The sequence below is a fragment of the Flavobacteriales bacterium genome, assembly GCA_020635855.1.
Classification (GTDB): domain Bacteria; phylum Bacteroidota; class Bacteroidia; order JACJYZ01; family JACJYZ01; genus JACJYZ01.
Map to the genome: position 1 here is coordinate 1821699 of JACJYZ010000002.1, position 17695 is coordinate 1839393.

Annotated in this window: 15 protein-coding genes; 11 read left to right on the forward strand and 4 right to left on the reverse strand. The window is 50.7% G+C overall.

All coding sequences use genetic code 11. From position 1 onward, the window contains the following. Position 1: 1 nt before the first annotated feature. Together H6585_07495 and H6585_07500 are read right to left on the reverse strand one after the other, a co-directional pair. Positions 2-910, reverse strand: coding sequence for a nucleotidyltransferase domain-containing protein (locus tag H6585_07495; GenBank protein MCB9448170.1), 909 nt, complete (start codon positions 908-910; stop codon positions 2-4). A 121-nt stretch (positions 911-1031) separates the two neighbouring features. Further along, a complete protein-coding gene (locus tag H6585_07500) occupies positions 1032-1328 on the reverse strand; it encodes a hypothetical protein (GenBank protein MCB9448171.1) in 297 nt (98 codons plus the stop codon). 352 nt (positions 1329-1680) lie between these two features. Here H6585_07500 and H6585_07505 point away from each other — a divergent pair, with 352 nt between their 5' ends. From H6585_07505 to H6585_07540, 8 genes are all read left to right on the forward strand, one after another. Then, positions 1681-3396, forward strand: coding sequence for a mucoidy inhibitor MuiA family protein (locus tag H6585_07505; protein ID MCB9448172.1), 1716 nt, complete (start codon positions 1681-1683; stop codon positions 3394-3396). A gap of 64 nt (positions 3397-3460) precedes the next feature. Further along, positions 3461-5401 (forward strand): ABC-F family ATP-binding cassette domain-containing protein, encoded by a 1941-nt coding sequence (locus tag H6585_07510; GenBank protein MCB9448173.1) that lies wholly within the window; start codon positions 3461-3463, stop codon positions 5399-5401. Between the two features lie 307 nt (positions 5402-5708). Continuing rightward, positions 5709-6329 (forward strand): hypothetical protein, encoded by a 621-nt coding sequence (locus H6585_07515; GenBank protein ID MCB9448174.1) that lies wholly within the window; start codon positions 5709-5711, stop codon positions 6327-6329. A gap of 49 nt (positions 6330-6378) precedes the next feature. Then, the gene (locus H6585_07520; protein ID MCB9448175.1) at positions 6379-7443 is read left to right on the forward strand and encodes an AI-2E family transporter; all 1065 of its coding nucleotides are present in this window, start codon (positions 6379-6381) and stop codon (positions 7441-7443) included. Positions 7444-7449: 6 nt separating this feature from the next. After that, positions 7450-8739 carry a hypothetical protein gene (locus H6585_07525; GenBank protein MCB9448176.1) on the forward strand — a complete coding sequence of 430 codons (1290 nt, stop codon included), beginning with the start codon at positions 7450-7452 and terminating at the stop codon, positions 8737-8739. Between the two features lie 66 nt (positions 8740-8805). Further along, positions 8806-9912 carry a hypothetical protein gene (locus tag H6585_07530; GenBank protein ID MCB9448177.1) on the forward strand — a complete coding sequence of 369 codons (1107 nt, stop codon included), beginning with the start codon at positions 8806-8808 and terminating at the stop codon, positions 9910-9912. A 7-nt stretch (positions 9913-9919) separates the two neighbouring features. Beyond that, the gene (gene smpB, locus H6585_07535) at positions 9920-10369 is read left to right on the forward strand and encodes an SsrA-binding protein SmpB (protein ID MCB9448178.1); all 450 of its coding nucleotides are present in this window, start codon (positions 9920-9922) and stop codon (positions 10367-10369) included. 234 nt (positions 10370-10603) lie between these two features. Beyond that, on the forward strand, positions 10604-11236 hold the full coding sequence (locus H6585_07540) for a hypothetical protein (GenBank protein MCB9448179.1): 633 nt from the start codon (positions 10604-10606) through the stop codon (positions 11234-11236). Between the two features lie 652 nt (positions 11237-11888). Here H6585_07540 and H6585_07545 read toward each other — a convergent pair. Next, positions 11889-12767, reverse strand: coding sequence for a hypothetical protein (locus tag H6585_07545; protein ID MCB9448180.1), 879 nt, complete (start codon positions 12765-12767; stop codon positions 11889-11891). A 283-nt stretch (positions 12768-13050) separates the two neighbouring features. On the opposite strand from H6585_07545, the gene rimK reads away from it, so the two are divergent. Continuing rightward, positions 13051-13947, forward strand: coding sequence for a 30S ribosomal protein S6--L-glutamate ligase (rimK, locus tag H6585_07550; protein MCB9448181.1), 897 nt, complete (start codon positions 13051-13053; stop codon positions 13945-13947). Positions 13948-13958: 11 nt separating this feature from the next. Beyond that, on the forward strand, positions 13959-15227 hold the full coding sequence (locus H6585_07555; protein ID MCB9448182.1) for a cation:proton antiporter: 1269 nt from the start codon (positions 13959-13961) through the stop codon (positions 15225-15227). Positions 15228-15272: 45 nt separating this feature from the next. Here H6585_07555 and ychF read toward each other — a convergent pair whose 3' ends face one another. Next, the gene (gene ychF / locus H6585_07560; protein MCB9448183.1) at positions 15273-16370 is read right to left on the reverse strand and encodes a redox-regulated ATPase YchF; all 1098 of its coding nucleotides are present in this window, start codon (positions 16368-16370) and stop codon (positions 15273-15275) included. A 443-nt stretch (positions 16371-16813) separates the two neighbouring features. Here ychF and H6585_07565 point away from each other — a divergent pair, with 443 nt between their 5' ends. Further along, complete coding sequence (locus H6585_07565; GenBank protein ID MCB9448184.1) at positions 16814-17656, forward strand: transketolase; 843 nt, start codon at positions 16814-16816, stop codon at positions 17654-17656. The last annotated feature ends 39 nt before the right edge of the window (positions 17657-17695 follow it).

The window sequence follows — 17695 nt, forward strand, 5'->3', positions numbered from 1 at the left end:
CCTATGGGATTTCTAGTGGGATGGCAAGATCCTGTTCCAGCTTTTTCACGCGGGCCATGAACCGGCCGAGTACGCGTTTCTGGAAATGTTGCGGATGATGTTTCGACACATACCGCCTGGATTTCATGGCCACCTGAAAATCCTCCGTTTTGAAATGACTGAATTTCTTTTCCCACACCCGCATGGTGATCCGCATGAAGCGATGATCAAGAAAATCACCGAATGCGCCCTTCAGCAGATATTCACCCATGCGCTTCCACCATCCCTTCCGTGCAGGGTCGGAAAGGGTTGCTTCCGCAGCAGACAATGCGTTGGGCAGATGCGCATGCATCCACGGGTTGGCGTCCATCAGCCGGCGGTATACCTCTGCACCTGAAAGGGGCATCAGTGTTGCCAGCTCGGTTGCCGTGAAATGATTTTGTTCTTCGATCCGGAGGTGATCGGTATCAATGAAATAATTCAGGCAAAAGTATTTGTATGAATTCAGGAGGAAGACCTTCTTGAAAGCGATCAGCAATGTGCGTGCAATCCACAACCGGCCCGGGCGGGTAACAATGAAGAAATCAACATCCGCATCCCGGTCAAAGTAGTTTTTCGATAGGGATCCCGACAGGCACACGCATTCCACAAACGGGAAAGCGGTGATCAGTCTGGCCCTGCGCAAAGCGACCGGCATTACGGATGCCGCCATGGCATTTCCTTTTTCCCGGCGGGCAACCAACGCCGGATCACCATGAAGCGAATAGTACGCACCTATCTTGTGAACCTTGCCGGAAACAACCAGTTGCTGAAGAACGGCATCCAGCCTGGCCGGATCTTTTTCAACAACCGGCAGAAAGCGGCCTATTTCAGGTTGCGTAAGGGGATATTTGAAAACGTCAAAGTAAGCCAGCGCACGCAGGATAGACATATCCAGCGATTTCAAATGCTGTTCAGTTCCGGCATCAGGCAAACGTATGTCGCCATGCGCCATCAAGGCGAGGGAAGTGTGTGTGCGGCCATCGGAAAAAGCAGGAGCGGTACCTTGCAGGTTATACCCTGAAGAGTTTCTTCATCTCCTCGTACGACCTTTCCAGATCCACGTGGATGTTTTCCCAGGGTTGTTCCGATTTCTGTGCTTCCAGTTTATCGCGAAGTTCATTCAGGTTGTCGAACATCAGCGCCACTTCTTCCAGGAAGGTATTGAAACGATTGCGGATGCCTTCGAACTTCAGTTCGTCAGAAGGCTGGTTGTTCCGCAGTTGATCCCGGAGGTCTTCCAGGTCGGCTTGTGCCCGTTTCAAACGTTCAATGATCTGGTCGGTGGTTTGAGCCAAAGTAGCTTCCATGATTGCGTGTTTTGTGATCTTCTCAAAGGTAGAAAAGTTTTGAAAAGAAGCGATGCTAGTCAGAAGTCGTTAGTCGTTAGTCCTTAGTCAATACGCTGCGCTGTCAATGGCTCCCGTTGGTCGCGTCAATGGCATCCGACCACCTATTGACCCGCCTTCACTGTGTTACGGACGGGCAGGCCATTGACTATTGACTATTGACTATTGACTATTAACTATTGACTATTAACTATTGACTATTAACTATTAACTATTAACTATTAACTATCAACCATTACCCATCCGTCATTCGTAATTTTGTGGAATCCATCAAACACCTGCATCTCACTAAAAAATCCAATCCGTACCAAACATGAAAAAGCTCATCTTCATTCTTGCCGCCTTCCTGGCACAACCGGTTTTCGCACAGGAAGCAACGGACATCACTGCCAAATCCGACATTCGGCATGTAACCGTTTACCTTGACGGTGCCGAGATCACGAGGGAAGCCAACGTGAACCTTGCTTCCGGCAGAAACCGCATCCTGTTCAAAGGCCTCTCCCCACAGGTCAACCCCTCCAGCATCCGGGTGACCTCTGCTGAAGACCTGAGCATCCTGTCCATCAACAACGAGATCAACTACCTCGACCATGAGGAGAGCCAGCCGCGTATTGCCATGCTGCGCGACTCTGTGGAGAAAGTGAACCGGCAGCTGACCCGCGTCAACGACGACCGCGACGCCTATAACACCGAAAAGAACATGCTGCTCAAGAACCAGAGCCTGGGTGGGCAAAACAACGGGGTATCCGTGACCGATCTGAAGCTGGCAGCCGACTACTTCCGCAACCGCATCCGCGAGATCAACAATGCCATCTCCGACCTGAACGAGCGCTCCACTGAACTCACCAAAACCCGCAACCGCCTGCAGCAACAGCTGAATGAGTTGAACGCCAAAAGTCAGTATGTGCGCGGCGAAGTAACCATCACCGTGAACGCATCCCGCACCACCAGCACCAGGATCACCCTGAGCTACATGATCCGCGACGCCGGTTGGGTACCCGTGTACGACATCCGCGCCACCGACGCCAACCAACCCATCCAACTTACCTACAAGGCCAAAGTGTTTAACAATTCCCAGATCGACTGGAAGAACGTGCCCCTCACCCTCTCCACCGCCAACCCGTCTCAACAGGCGAGCAAGCCGGAGCTGAATCCGTGGTACCTGGCATACCGCAACATCGGTGGTAAAGCCATGGCGAACTTCGGCACGTTCAATAAACAGGAACCGGAAATGTTGATGGTGCCGGATCAAAAAGCCAGGGAAGAAGCCGCACCACGCAAAGCGTACGGCAATGAAGGGGTCACGTTGGATGAGATCCGGAAGGATAGCGGATACGGAGAAACCCGTATGATGTTGCCTCACAACCAGGGCACCATGCTCGAAATCGCCGACCTGAACATCAGCTTCGACATCAAGGATAAATACACCATCCCATCCGACACCAAACCTTATATGGTGGAGGTCGGCCAGCACACCCTCAATGCCACCTACCAGCATTTCGCCATACCCAAGGTGGAGAGTGCCGCCTTCCTCCTGGCGCGTGTAAGCGGATGGGAAAACATGAACCTGGTGACCGGTTACGCCAACATCTATTTCGACGGAACGTACCTGGGACAGTCGTTCATCAACACAGCAGAGATTACCGACACGCTTGACATCTCCCTGGGCCGCGACAGCAAGGTGATGGTAAGCCGCGAGACCGTGAAGGAATTCACTTCAAAGAAAACCATCGGCGCCAACGTCAAGGAATCGTATGGGTATAAGATCACGGTCAAAAATACCCGGGGCGGCAACATCGACCTGACCGTGCTGGACCAGTTGCCCGTATCTCAGAACAGCGAAATCGAGGTGAGTCCGGGCGACCTTGCAGGCGCCGAACACAATACACTCACGGGCGAACTGAAGTGGCACCAGTCGGTAACGGCCGGACAAAGCCAGGCATTCAACTTCGGCTATTCCGTCAAATACCCGAAGAACAAACCCATCGAGACACAGCAGATCCGGTCGCAAAACGTACGGTATTTCTAACCGGATCACGCAAAAACAAAGGGGTACCGGTGGCCCGTAAGCCGCCTTTGCCTACCTTTGCACCATGTTTTCGGTCAGCAACCTCAGTGTACACTTCACGGGAGAGGATCTCTTCCGTCAGATCTCCTTCCTTATCAATGAACAGGACCGTATCGGCCTGGTGGGAAAGAACGGTGTTGGAAAAAGTACGTTACTCAAGATCATCGCCGGCAGGCAATCTCCCTCATCAGGCGAGGTTGTGATCCCCGGCGGGAAGAAAGTCGGCTACCTGGCGCAGGAGTTCAAGAACACCAGCACCAAAAGCATTTTTGATGAAGCCATTTCGGTGTTTGAGGATGTGAAGAAAACCCATGAGGAGATCGACATCATCAACGAACAACTGGCCTCCCGCACTGACTATGAGAGCAAGGAGTACATGGACCTCATCACCCGGCTGAGCGAAAAGAGCGAACAGCTGAGTCACCTGGACGACGGCAAAAGCGAAAGCCATACCGAAAAGGTGTTGCGCGGACTCGGGTTCGACCGGAAAGACTTCCAGCGACCGATCACCGAATTCAGCGGCGGGTGGCAAATGCGCGTGGAGCTGGCCAAGCTCATCCTGCGCAAACCCGACCTGATGCTGCTCGACGAGCCCACCAACCACCTCGACATCGAAAGCATTTTGTGGCTGGAAGATTTCCTGAGGGATGCAAAGTCGGCCCTGGTGCTGATCAGCCACGACCGGATGTTCCTGAACCGCGTCACCAACCGCACCGTGGAAATCGTGCAGGGACGTATTTACGACTATCCTTGCGCATACAGCCGCTATGTAGAGCTTCGCGAGGAACGCCTCAAACAACAGGAAGCCGCTTACAACAACCAACAACAGTTCATTGCCCAGCAGGAACGCTTCATCGAACGCTTCCGCGCCAAGAACACCAAGGCCAAGCAGGTACAGAGCAAAGTAAAAAGACTGGAAAAGATGGAGCGGGTGGAGTTCGATGAGTTCGACAACCGCCAGATCCGCTTCCGCTTCCCGCCCGCCCCACGCAGCGGCGATATTGTGCTGGAATCGAAACACCTGTTTAAGGCCTATGGCGAGAAGGAGATCCTCCACGACCTCACCTTTACCGTACACCGCGGTGAAAGGCTTGCACTGGTAGGACGGAACGGCGAAGGCAAGTCGACCCTGGTGAAGATGATCATGCAGCAGACCAATTTCACCGGTCAGCTGAAAGTAGGTCACAACGTGGAGATCGGTTACTATGCCCAGGCGCAGGAGAATGTGCTGGATGAGAACAAGACGGTATATGATACACTTGACTCCATCGCCACCGACGATTGGCGGAACATCTCCAGGTTGCGCGGACTCCTGGGATCGTTCCTGTTCAAGGAAGATGACATGGACAAAAAGGTAAAGGTGCTGAGCGGAGGTGAGAAATCGCGACTGGCACTGGCCCGCCTGCTGCTGAAGCCCATCAACCTGCTCATCCTCGACGAGCCCACCAACCACCTTGACATGAGCGCCAAGGACGTGTTGAAGTCGGCCCTGCAAAACTATGACGGAACGTTGATCCTTGTGTCGCACGACCGTGACTTTCTGGACGGACTTACCGACCGTACGTTCGAGTTCACCAACAAAAGCATCAAAGACAAGATCGGCGACATCAACGTATTCCTGTCGACCCACCAGGTGGAAAGCTTCCGCGATTTTGAAGAAGGAGGCATTGCACAATCATCCAAAACCACATCCAAACCGGCCGACACATCCAAAGGAAATGGCAAGAAAGCCCAGGAAGACAAGCAAGCCAATAAAAAGCTGAGCCAGCAAATCGAGAAAGCGGAAAAGGAAATCACACGCCTCGAAAACAAAATCAAAGGCATCGAAACCCAACTGGCAGACCCCGCCTTTTACGGCAATGCGGAAACATCTGCCAAAGCTCTGGCCGAACACGCACAGCTCAAAACCCAGCTCGAGAAGAAAGTGGAAGAATGGGAGAAGCTGAGTGAGGAGATGGATGGGTAGAAGTCGTTGTTCGTTTTTGTGTTATTCGAAACAGCATTCCTTTGGATGGTGATATGCTATCTAGATTAGGAATTAGGAATTAGGAATTAGAAATTAGGAATGCGTTGCACGGTCAATTTCTCCTTGCGGTTATGTAAATCGCTTTACTGTATGGACGCTGTGGCGTTAAAGGATTATTCGAAATTCGTTTATGATTTTGCTAACCTACTTATAAAGGCAAGAAAGAATCTCACGTCGAAACGTTTTTTCCTAATTTCTAATTCCTAATTCCTAATTTGTACATTTATGCATCATGTTTCTCCCTCACATGAAGTACATAAAGATTCTTTTTATACTGCCTGCTTTCTTCGCGTGTTTTCACACCCATGCGCAACAGCTTTACGACAGCCTGGCCACCGCCTATTATTCTTCTGAAGCCGCAGCAAACGGCGGGCAACTGAACCAGACTGACCTGCAAGGCCGGAAGCAGGGCATGTGGATCCAGTACCGGGAATACCCCGGATACAAGAGTTGGGAAAAAGGCCCCGACATGCCCACCGAAACCTATTTGAGGGAGATCAGCCGGGGACGGTACCTGGACGGAAAGAAGATCGGTGCATGGTTATATAACCGGAACAGCAGCGATGACCATCATGCACCGGATGTGGAAATTTACATGATAGACGGTTCCATTCAGCAAATGATTGAAGACGGTTCCATCCAAACCTTGTTCGATGCAGACAGCAGCAACGTCACATCCAATGTGTTCATCGGACGTGATACGGTTTGCATCAAATGTGCCGGGCGAAAATCCTGCACCTATTCTTACCAGGGAAACGAATTGTTCACTTCCGGGTACGACCGGCTGGCATTGGAGCAATACCGTTTTTTAAATGGCATATACTTCGACAAATTAAAAGCCATCCGGAAAGACGAAGACAAGCTGTGACAGGCAACCGGGGATAATTTACATATCTTCGCGCCAATCAACCGACACCATGCAAATCAATCGTCTTACCAACCTGCTGATCATTTCGATTGCCGTTGTGGTCATCCTGATCTACGGACAATCGTTGCTGGTTCCGTTCATCTGCGCCTGGCTGGTTTGGTTCCTGATCCGGGAGATCACCAAGTTCCTGAACCGGGCGTCGTTCATACGTAAACATGTTCCTCATTGGTTGAACAGCCTGCTTGCCTCCCTGCTGATCTTCGGGATCCTCTCGGTGATCACCCGCATCCTTTCCGACAACATTCAAAACCTCGCACGTGCCTATCCTTCCTACCAGTCGAACATCCGGTTGCTGACCGACCAGCTTGTTCAGTGGCTGAATGTAGATATTGAAGCATATGTAACGGATCTTGCCGGCAAGATGGAATTCGGAAAGCTGCTCGCATCCATCTTTAACTCCCTCACCGACATCATTGGAAACGCCGTGATGATTGTGATTTATGTACTATTTATCTTCATCGAAGAAGCGTATTTCATGCCCAAACTCAAAGCGGTGTTCGACAAGAAGTCGGAATTTGAAACTGTATACGGCATGCTCGGTCAGATCGGCGACAGCATCACCCACTATGTAGGACTCAAAACATTTGTAAGCGTGATCACCGGCGGACTGGGCTACATCGTACTGATGATCATCGGCGTGCAGGCTCCTTTCTTCTGGGCTTTCCTGTTGTTCCTTCTGAACTTCATTCCCACCGTGGGCTCGCTGATCGGCACGTTGTTCCCGACCGTGTTCGCCCTGTTGCAATTCGGTGAGTTCTTACCGGCTGTATATGTACTGGTTTTTGTAGGCGCCATCCAGCTGCTCGTGGGCAACGTGCTTGAACCAAAGCTCATGGGAAATTCGCTGAACATTAGTCCGCTCGTCACCATCCTTTCCCTTTCCTTTTGGGGAGCGATCTGGGGCATCACCGGCATGATCATGAGCGTTCCCATCACCGTAATTCTTGTGCTGGTATTCGCTCACTTCCCCCAAACCCGCCCCATCGCAATCATGCTTTCGGAAAAAGGCCAGGTCACCGACGGAAGTAATCAGGCAGCGGAAGATGAAAAGTAAATTGAAATGAAACTACATACCGTACTTCCGGCATTCGGATTTATCTGGGCTTTGGGATCGGGAAGCCCGGTCTTTGGTCAACAATACCAACCGGGATACATCATCACAAATGAAGGTGATACGATCAAGGGCAAGGTAGACATCGGGCCGAGGAACAAATCGCTCACAAGCATTCACTTTGTCATCAACGGACTGGAACGGGTCGACACCTACAATACAACTGATATTGCTGCATTCGGAACAGAAGGACAAGTATACAAAAGCGCCTCCTTCGATATCGACCCGCAGCCGACGGAAACAAGTCTTCTTACCTTCAATAAAGACCAGTCCATGCTGCACAGCCGCGGGTTCGTGCGCGAAGTTGCATCCGGCCCCAAAAGCTTGTACACTTTCACCGATAACACCTTCAAAAAGCACTACTATATCCATACAGACTCAACATATGACCTGCTGGTGTTCCGTCGATTCAAAGTATACAAAAACAAAACCGGCGCCCAGGGAAGTACGATCGGAATCGGAGAGAACAAGGCATATGTATCGCAACTGATGGTATACTTTGCGGGATGTCCGGCGGTGGTAAACAAACTGAACAATACGCTTTACAACGAAAGATCGCTGGCATCCGTCTTCGCAACCTATTACGAAAACTGCGCACCGGGACAAGGTGAAATCAAACTGATCCGCATCCGTCACAGCCAACGGATGGGTATCATTGCCGGACTTTCCGCCAGTAAAATCGACGTCAGGGAACCCAGCGGAGAGATACGATTCATGGAAGCCACCAACTATCCCGTCTCCCGTGATTTCACCTGTGGTGTTTTTTATGAAAGATCATTGCCATGGTATAAAAACAGATGGGCTCTCAATGCGGAGCTACTGTGGTATCGGTACCATACCAAAGGAAGCTATGTGGAGAAGTTCTCGTCGCAGTACAACACGGTCAGCACAAGTGAAATGAACGGTTCGCTGGTAAGGGGTGCGGCACAGCTCCTGTATACCATCCCCATGCATACCTTTGATGTTCAACTGGAAGCCGGCGTTTTTACCATGCTTTTCGGAACCACATCCTATCATGAAACCATCGTAAAAACAACAAACAATGTTGTTACTACCGAAGAACGTGAAGGCAGCTCACTCACCAACCCCAGCGGATTCGCTTTGGGTGCGGGCATATCCAAAGGCAGGTGGAAGTTAACAGCCAGCACTGAGGTTTGTCCACCCTTATACTCCGAAACCAACCGGTCCTTCACCTACAGGGGTTACCTCAAGTTGGGATATGCGATCTTTTCAAAGTAACCCTGCCTGAGGCTGCTTCTCTGCAAAGCTTTTCTTTTCTACATTTGATGCGGTAACACACAAGACATGCAAATCATTCCCCCCATACAACTTTCCATGTTCTCCAACCTGGACGTAGTGGAAGTGCTTAAGCTGGGCGGCATCGGACTTGGTTTTCTCATCGCCTTGCTCGCCTACCTGATCATCAGGAATGAGCAAAAGCGGGAATACATGAGAAAAGGAGTGCTGTTGTTCATGGGCATGTTCATGGTGTTCGCCATGGGCATACTGGTGTTTGTGGTGGTATCAGATCCCAACCGCCCGGGAGGTGCGTCGCTCAAGTTGGGTGGCAACCCGCTGGCATTGTTCGACCCATCAATAGCCGTTGCCGGCGACCTGACCGCCAGTGAATACTTCATTGATTCAAGGCTCGGGATCGCATTCCGCAAACCGGGCAGCAAATGGTCGGAAGTCAAATCCGGTAAAGGAATGAGAGACGTACTGCGTTTATCGGGCCTCGAGGTGGATATACATGCAGCGGAAAAAGCCATGCAAAACAACGCACTGGGTAACCTGTTATGGAATGCCGAATACATGTATTTTGATTTACCCAACAGCCAAACGAGGGTGTACGCCACAGACAGCACGTCTACTTCGTTGTCGCGATCACTGGTGGAAGATTACGAAAAATCATACACCTTCGATGTGTTCAAAAGCAATTTCCCGGATTCGGTACTGGCCGCATACAGCGAAGACAGCCTTCAATATTTCTACCGGTTTCAGAAAGCACTGAACATGCACCAATACCGGCAAGAACTGGTGGGTTTCGACAGCCTGGATGTGGCCGAACGTTTCCTGGTGCTGGTATACGACAAAAAACTTCTTCCTCCTGCCCTTTCCAACATGAGCCTTCCGAGCTTTGCCAACATCCTCATCTCTACGCAGGGATTGAATGTGGACGAACTCATCGCCACCCAGAAGAGCATCATGTATGGTACATCCATCAGCATAGATCATGTGATGTTCAAGAACAAACCCACCACTGTTGACATTGTTCACGCAGGGTATGTCACCGAAAGCGAAGACCATTTTTACCTGGTGGAGATCAGTCATTGCTCCCAACTTGAATCCAACGTACGTACATGGGAGGAACTTCAGAAAATACTTTATAGTCTGACCATCATCGGACACTGACCAGACCATGGCTGACCAGATCCATATAAAAAACAAGAAAGCGGGATTCGAATATCACCTGCTTGAGACCTTTACCGCAGGCATGGTGCTGACCGGTAGCGAGATCAAATCCATCCGCGCCGGGAAAGCCAACATCAATGAAGCCTTTTGTGCCTTCATCAACGAAGGGTTGTGGGTACGTGGCATGCACATCGCGCCTTATGAACAGGCCAGCTATACCAACCATGAAGAAAAACGCGACCGCAAACTGCTGCTTAACCAGCGGGAGCTTGATAAGATCTCCAAGATGATGCAGGACCAGGGACTTACCATCATACCAACGTCTCTGTTCATCAACGACCGGGGTTACGCGAAACTGGGCATTGCCGTGGCCAAAGGAAAAAAGCTGCACGACAAACGGGAAGACCTCAAAAAGAAAGACAGCAAACGGGAGATGGACCGGGCCATGAAAAGGTAGCTGATACCCTTCCCGTAAAATACAATTACTTCTTTCGATATATATTTTGCAAGCCAGGAAAAACATGGCATGTAAATTGCAACACCGGTAACCGGATCATTGATAGCCGGCATTCGCATCCTCTTTGCCGTCTGATCCGCACCTTCCCCTGCCCTTCTGTTTCTATTTTATACATAGATTTTTTACATTCGGAATTCATTCACCCATTCATACACCTAACCTTAAACCATTGCTATGAAAACAACACATGCCAAATCACTTAAAACCGCCATTGCTGCACTCACACTGCTGATCGGGTTCTTTTTTTCTGCTCCGTTTGCCCATGCACAGGACCAGGAGGACATTGCCAAAACATACCGGAAATCATTTGTGTTCAGTCCGATTTATCTTATGGATAAGACCTTCATGGCGGGCATTGAGTGGCTTAACCCGGATTACAACAAAAGCTGGATAACGAGTGCAGGTATCACTTTGGATTGGAATGACCGGGGGTATCATCAACTGGGCGGAGCTGTAGAATTCCAAAGAAGAGAGTATTTCATCTCCCCCGGCGTGGGCCAAAAGGGTGTCGTTCCGTTTTTTGCCTACTACCTGTCGGGCAGCTATGCAAAAACAGAAAGAGATAACTATCCCTTTTATGAGACCCAACACACCAAAGAATACAATGTCTCCGGGGGAATTGGGTTTGGACTGCGGGTGCTTGTGCAAAGAAGGTTGTGGGCAGACCTGCTGGCCGGAGGTGGCCTGGCTGCATCAGGATCTGATAATGATTGGGCCGCCACCTCCTATACGGTAGCAACCCATAACCGGGTGAACGGCATTAAGCCGGCAGGAAAATTAGGACTGCAGATAGGCTTTCTTTTCTGACCGGAATCTTGTCAGAAAAAACCACATTCGAAGAACGGATGTGGTTTTTTTGTTTTAAAAAACCGGCACCGCCGAGACCTGGGACACGAGGGTGATTTGGTCCCGTGATTAACCGACGCGTGTTCATTTGGGCCGGATGCGGTACAATCAGAAATGAAATCCCCTTTCGTGGATGGTGTAAAGACAGAGGACAACCATACATACGACATGAAGCATAAATATCCCCGTGGCGTACCTGTGGGCGGTCCACAAACCATACATCCGTTCATCCGATGAAACGCAGGCCTTGATTTCCGGCTTGCCTGCTGACAACATACTTAAAACAGGTCCGAATTCATGATATGGATGCCACATATGCTTTTCAAAAAGATCCGGATGCCTGCGCCTGACATAACGGGATACAACATACCATCCGAGGAAATAATCCCAACAAAACCTAAGGGTAAAGGCCAACATATACCCGGTCAGTATGTAGGCTGAATAGGCTTTCAGCCCCAAAGAGCCAGCAATGGCAACCAGGGCGGTTGCAATTGCAAATTTTATGTGTGATTGCGAACCTAACACCGAAGGCAGACAGTTACAGGTAAAGATAAGTGAATAAAAAAAGCCCCCTGTGATGCGACAGGGGGCTTTGCAATATATTGGTCTTCGATTAGAAGTGGAAGTTCAGGCGCAGGGTTCCGTTACCGGTACCTGTCATGTTCTGATCTACATCAATACCGAAGGCACCGCCTTTTCCTGATTCTATGGTTTGCGTACCTGTGTTGGTACCGTTGGAGCTTTCGGTGGTGGTTGAAGTTGCGGTCATCTTGCCGAACAACAGTCCCCAACCGAACTCACCGCCGACAGAGATCTTGGGCAGAATGAAGTATTCTGCACCAATGAAACCGCGGACAACGATACCGAAAGTGGAGCTGCCTTTCATTTTGGTAACACGCGCTGCATTTCCGTAGGTATCGGTGGTGATGTTGGTACCGAAATTGCTGGAAATAGCTGCTGCATTGCTGGTGGCCGTCATGGCGTTACCATATTCATAAGACTCGCTCGAACCCATGAACACGATCATACCGTCTGCACCATACAAACCCTGCAAACGGGTTTTGCCGCGGCGTTTTTCAATACCGGCACCAATACCGATATGTTTGTTGGAAGACTTCATTTTGTCTTCTACCATTGCGGGAAGATTCGGGAATGTGGGAGGCGTGGTGGATGATGCATCGCCGATCATTGCAGTCGATGAAGAAGATGTGAAACCCAAACGAAGGATTGCCCTTTGCGCGGTGGTTTCATCTACATAACGCTTTCCTACAATGTGCATCAGGCTTCCATCCAGGAATTCGAATGTGGGGGCTGTTCCGCCTGCGTTAGACAGGAACCTGCCGAAATAGTTCAGAAACGGAGCCGCATCCACACCGATAGACCAGTCGCCGGCCTCGGGCAGGATGGTTTCTCCTTTCTTGGAGGTGAGATCTTGCGCAAACGTCGCAGAACATCCAAGTAAACATGCCAATACTAGTGTGCTCTTTTTCATAATTACCAAGTTTAGTAAAACTTAAATTTAAGGTTAGTTTGGCACAAAGGTATCAGACCTCCTATATCCTTCGACCCATGTTATGTTATGGATTATTAACATATCACTGTTAATTAGTCCGGTCTGCCCAACCCAATATTTTTTCTCAGGCTTCATGTCCCGATGATCGAATTCACGAATACTTTTTGGATATTGCACCCCGTTCGGAATGCGGATCGCAATCAGCGTTTTCGTAACAGTGGAAAATCATAACAGTCGTTTATATCAAGTAGCGAAGGATTCGATGAAAATCGCCGTTTTGTCCCGCAACGGGAAACTCTATTCCACCATGCGCCTGATGCAGGCCGGTGAGGAAAGGGGGCATGAAATGATCCTGATAGATCCGTTGAAATGCAACCTCGTACTGGAGAAGAAAAAACCTGCCATCTTTTACAAAGACGTACCGCTGGAAGGCGTTCAGGCGGTGATCCCGCGTGTGGGAGCCAGCGTGACTTTTTACGGTGCTGCCGTGGTACGCCAGTTTGAGATGATGCGTGTTTTCTCCGCCATTGAATCACAGGCACTGGTCCGATCGCGGGATAAACTCCGAAGCCTGCAACTGTTGGCACGGGCCGGACTGGGCATGCCCAAAACTGTTTTCACCAACTATGCACGACATGCGGAAACCATTGTTGAAAGCGTTGGAGGCGCACCGGTTATTATCAAATTGCTGGAAGGAACCCAGGGACTTGGCGTGGTGAAAGCCGATACCAATAAAAGTGCTGTTTCGGTAATTGAGGCGTTTAACGGCCTCAAGGCACGTGCTGTTGTTCAGGAATACATCAAGGAATCTGCCGGTATTGACATCCGTGCCTTCATAGTGGATGGAAAAGTGGTGGGTGCCATGCGCCGCCAGGCACGTGAGGGAGAATTCCGCAGCAACCTTCACCGGGGTGGAACCGCTACCGTGATTCAACTGGGACGTCTCCAGAAAGCCGCCGCCCTGAAAGCAGCCAAGGCACTCGGACTCCGCATCGCCGGGGTGGATATGCTGCAAAGCAAAAGAGGTCCGCTTGTGCTCGAAGTAAACAGTTCTCCCGGACTGGAAGGCATCGAAGGCGCAACTGGCATCGACATTGCCGGAGAGATCATTTCCTATATAGAAAAGAACGCCGGCAAGAAACGGATACAAAAAACATAACTTTGGGGAACATGGACGCATACGGTTTCATCATCGGCGCCAGTGGAATCATCCTCCTTTCATTCCTCTTCTCGCAGATCGCCCGCAAAACCAGGATCCCGGCCGTTCTGATGTTGATCGGCCTGGGCATCGGCCTGCAATACCTGATGCGCTGGGCCGGGTTCAGGGAAATCAACTTCTTCCCCGCCCTCGAAGTCCTGGGCATTGTGGGGCTGATCATGATCGTGCTGGAGGCCGCCCTCGAACTGGAACTCACCCGCAAGAAAGTACCCGTCATACTCAAATCCGCCGCGGTATCTGCACTCGGACTGGCCGTATCCGTCCTGGCCGCAGCACTCATCATCCGGGTCTTCCATCCCGGCATGCACATGTCTCAAGCTGTACTCTATGCCACCCCGCTCAGCATCCTGAGCAGTGCCATCATCATTCCCAGCGTGAGCCATATGGAAGAACATCAGAAAGAATTCCTGATCTATGAAAGCACACTGTCGGACATCCTCGGCATCATGCTGTTTTATTTCATAGTGGGCTTTCTGGATCCGGTTAGCCTGAAAGGCCCCCATCCTGTAACTGCCTTTCTCGGCGGATTTGCCATCACCCTCGTGGTTTCGTTAATCGCCGGCTACTTTCTGATTGCCATTTTCCAATACATATCAGCCGGCCCCAAACTGTTCCTGTTGATTGCAATCCTGCTCCTGCTCTACGCCATAAGCAAGAAAGCGCATCTCTCCCCATTGATCATTATCCTGATGTTCGGACTGATGGTCAGGAATGCCCCTCTCTTCTTCAGGTGGGGACTGCAACGGTTTCTGATCCGGGAGAAATTCCACGACCTGGAAAAAGGATTGCACAACCTGACCATGGAAACCGCCTTCGTCGTACGCACCTTCTTCTTTGTGATCTTCGGGGCCAGCATTGCGCTGGCCGGCCTGCTCAGCATCAAGGTCATCGTGGTGAGCCTGGTGCTACTGGGATCCATTTACCTGGTGAGATTCCTGGTGCTTGCCTTGTTCCTTGGAAAGCAGGTAACGCCCAGCGTTTGGGTGGCTCCCCGCGGCCTGATCACCGTGCTCCTCTTCTATGCCATTCCCGAAGAACTCACCTTTCCGGATTTCGACAGCGGCATCCTGCTGTTCATCATTCTGGCAAGCAGCGTGGTGATGACGCTTGGAATGATCTACGGCAAGAAGCCCGACACGTCCGGGGCGAATGAAGATGAACTCATTGCGTCCACACCCGATGCAGATCCCGGGTTGGCACTCGAAGAGCTGGATTCATAAAATGACCGGAACGGGGAAAGAGAAAAACCTTCCCCGTAAACCTAACTATACGTTGAATCGGAAGTGCATGATGTCACCGTCTTCCACCACGTATTCCTTGCCTTCCACCGCAAGCTTTCCTGCTTCTTTACAGGCCAACTCGGAACCGAGGCGACTGAAGTCGTCATATTTGATCACTTCCGCACGAATGAACCCTTTCTCGAAATCGGAATGGATCACACCCGCAGCCTGAGGTGCCCTGGCACCCCGCATCACCGTCCATGCACGTACCTCTTTTTCTCCGGCCGTGAAGTATGTGATCAGGTTAAGCAACCTGTATGCAGCACGTATGAGCATATTGATGCCGGGTTCTTTCAGTCCCATTTCCTCCAGGAAGGCTTTGCGGTCTTCCGGATCTTCCAGGGACGCAATCTCCTCCTCAATGGCGGCAGCCACGATCACCACTTCCGCATCTTCTTCCTTGACCGCCTGCTTCACCGACTCCACATGCGCATTTCCCGTTTGCACGGATCCTTCATCCACATTGCATACGTATAATACCGGTTTGGCGGTCAGCAGATGCAGATCGGGAACCAATGCGATCTCCTCCTTGCTCAAAGCCACCGATCGGGCAGATTTACCAGCCTCAAGGTGGGATTTGTATGCCTCAAGGACAACAACAACCTTCACGGCTTCCTTATCACCTGACTTGGCATTTTTTCTGGCCCGATCCAAACGTTTGTCAACGGTATCCAGGTCCTTCAACTGCAATTCGGCATCAATCACTTCCTTGTCGCGAACCGGATTCACACCACCATCCACATGCACCACGTTGTCGTTATCAAAGCAGCGCAAAACATGGATGATCAGGTCTGTCTCCCGGATGTTACCCAGGAACTGATTTCCCAATCCTTCTCCCTTGCTCGCCCCTTTGACCAATCCGGCAATGTCTACAAACTCCACCGTGGCAGGCACCGTGTTCTGCGGTTTCACCAGGTTGATCAGTACGTCCATCCTGGGATCGGGCACGATCACAACACCCACATTCGGCTCAATGGTGCAAAAAGGAAAATTCGCCGCCGTGGCCTTCGCGTTCGACAAGCAATTGAACAAGGTCGACTTACCCACATTTGGCAGCCCTACAATTCCGCATTTCAGTGACATATGACAAATAATGTTTGGCCGGCAAAGATAGGAAGGATGTTTGTGAACACCGCAAAAAAGAATGTACCGGAGAACATTTTAGCATCCTCCTGCTTGTTCAAAAAATATCAGAACCGACAGGCATCTTCAAATGAAAAAAGGCTACTTTTGACGAGGTGTTTCAAGTTAGAATACGCAGGCCGATAAACGGCTGTTGAACCTACGGAATGCACCTTCCGGGAAGGTGAGCGAAGGCAAAACCTTTTGAAAAGAATGCCACAAAGGCACAAGGGTCCGCCAAGAAGTAATCCGTGAACGCACACTGTGCATCTTGGTGTCTTCGTGTCTTTGAGGCAAAACATAGTGGCATAGCCAGAAGAATATTACCATCGTCTCAGACGGTGTTTCCAGATTGAATCCAATTCCTGCCGTCAAAGTGCAGGTGACAAACCAGAAGAAAGCGCATGGCAGATATCAACAAACTGAACGCAATAGCAACCCAGGTAAGAAGAGACATTGTTCGCATGGTGCATGCCGTGAATTCCGGTCACCCCGGTGGCTCACTCGGCTGTGCAGATTTCTTCACCGCCCTGTATTTCGAGGCCATGAACCTGAAACCGGAATTCGATATGGATGGAATCGGGGAAGATGTTTTCTTCCTGTCCAACGGACATATCTCCCCGGTATGGTATAGCGTACTCGCCCGCAAAGGATACTTTGACGTTGCCGAACTGGCTACGTTTCGTAAAATCAACTCAAGGCTCCAGGGACACCCAACCACACACGAAGGACTTCCCGGCGTGAGGGTGGCATCCGGTTCACTGGGTCAGGGCCTTTCGGTTGCCATCGGTGCCGCGCTGGCCAAAAAACTGAACAAAGACCAACACCTTGTATATTCTTTACACGGAGATGGTGAACTCCAGGAAGGACAGATATGGGAAGCCGCCATGTTTGCTGCCGCCAAGGGGGTTGATAACCTTATCTCTACGGTGGACTGCAACGGTCAACAGATCGATGGATCTACCGACCAGGTACTTGCACTCGGCGACCTCAAGGCCAAATGGGAAAGCTTCGGATGGAAGGTTTTGTCGATGCAGGGCAACCACATGGATGCAGTACTTGACGGACTGGAGCAAGCAAAAAAAGAAACCGGAAAAGGCAAACCGGTGGTGATCCTGATGCGGACCGAAATGGGCTTCGGGGTGAACTTCATGATGGGCAGCCACAAATGGCATGGCGTTGCCCCCAACGACGAACAACTCGCCGACGCATTGTCGCAACTCGAAGAAACCCTGGGTGACTATTGATCCTTCTCGCAATAAAAGGGTACTTGGCCCGGTCATTGT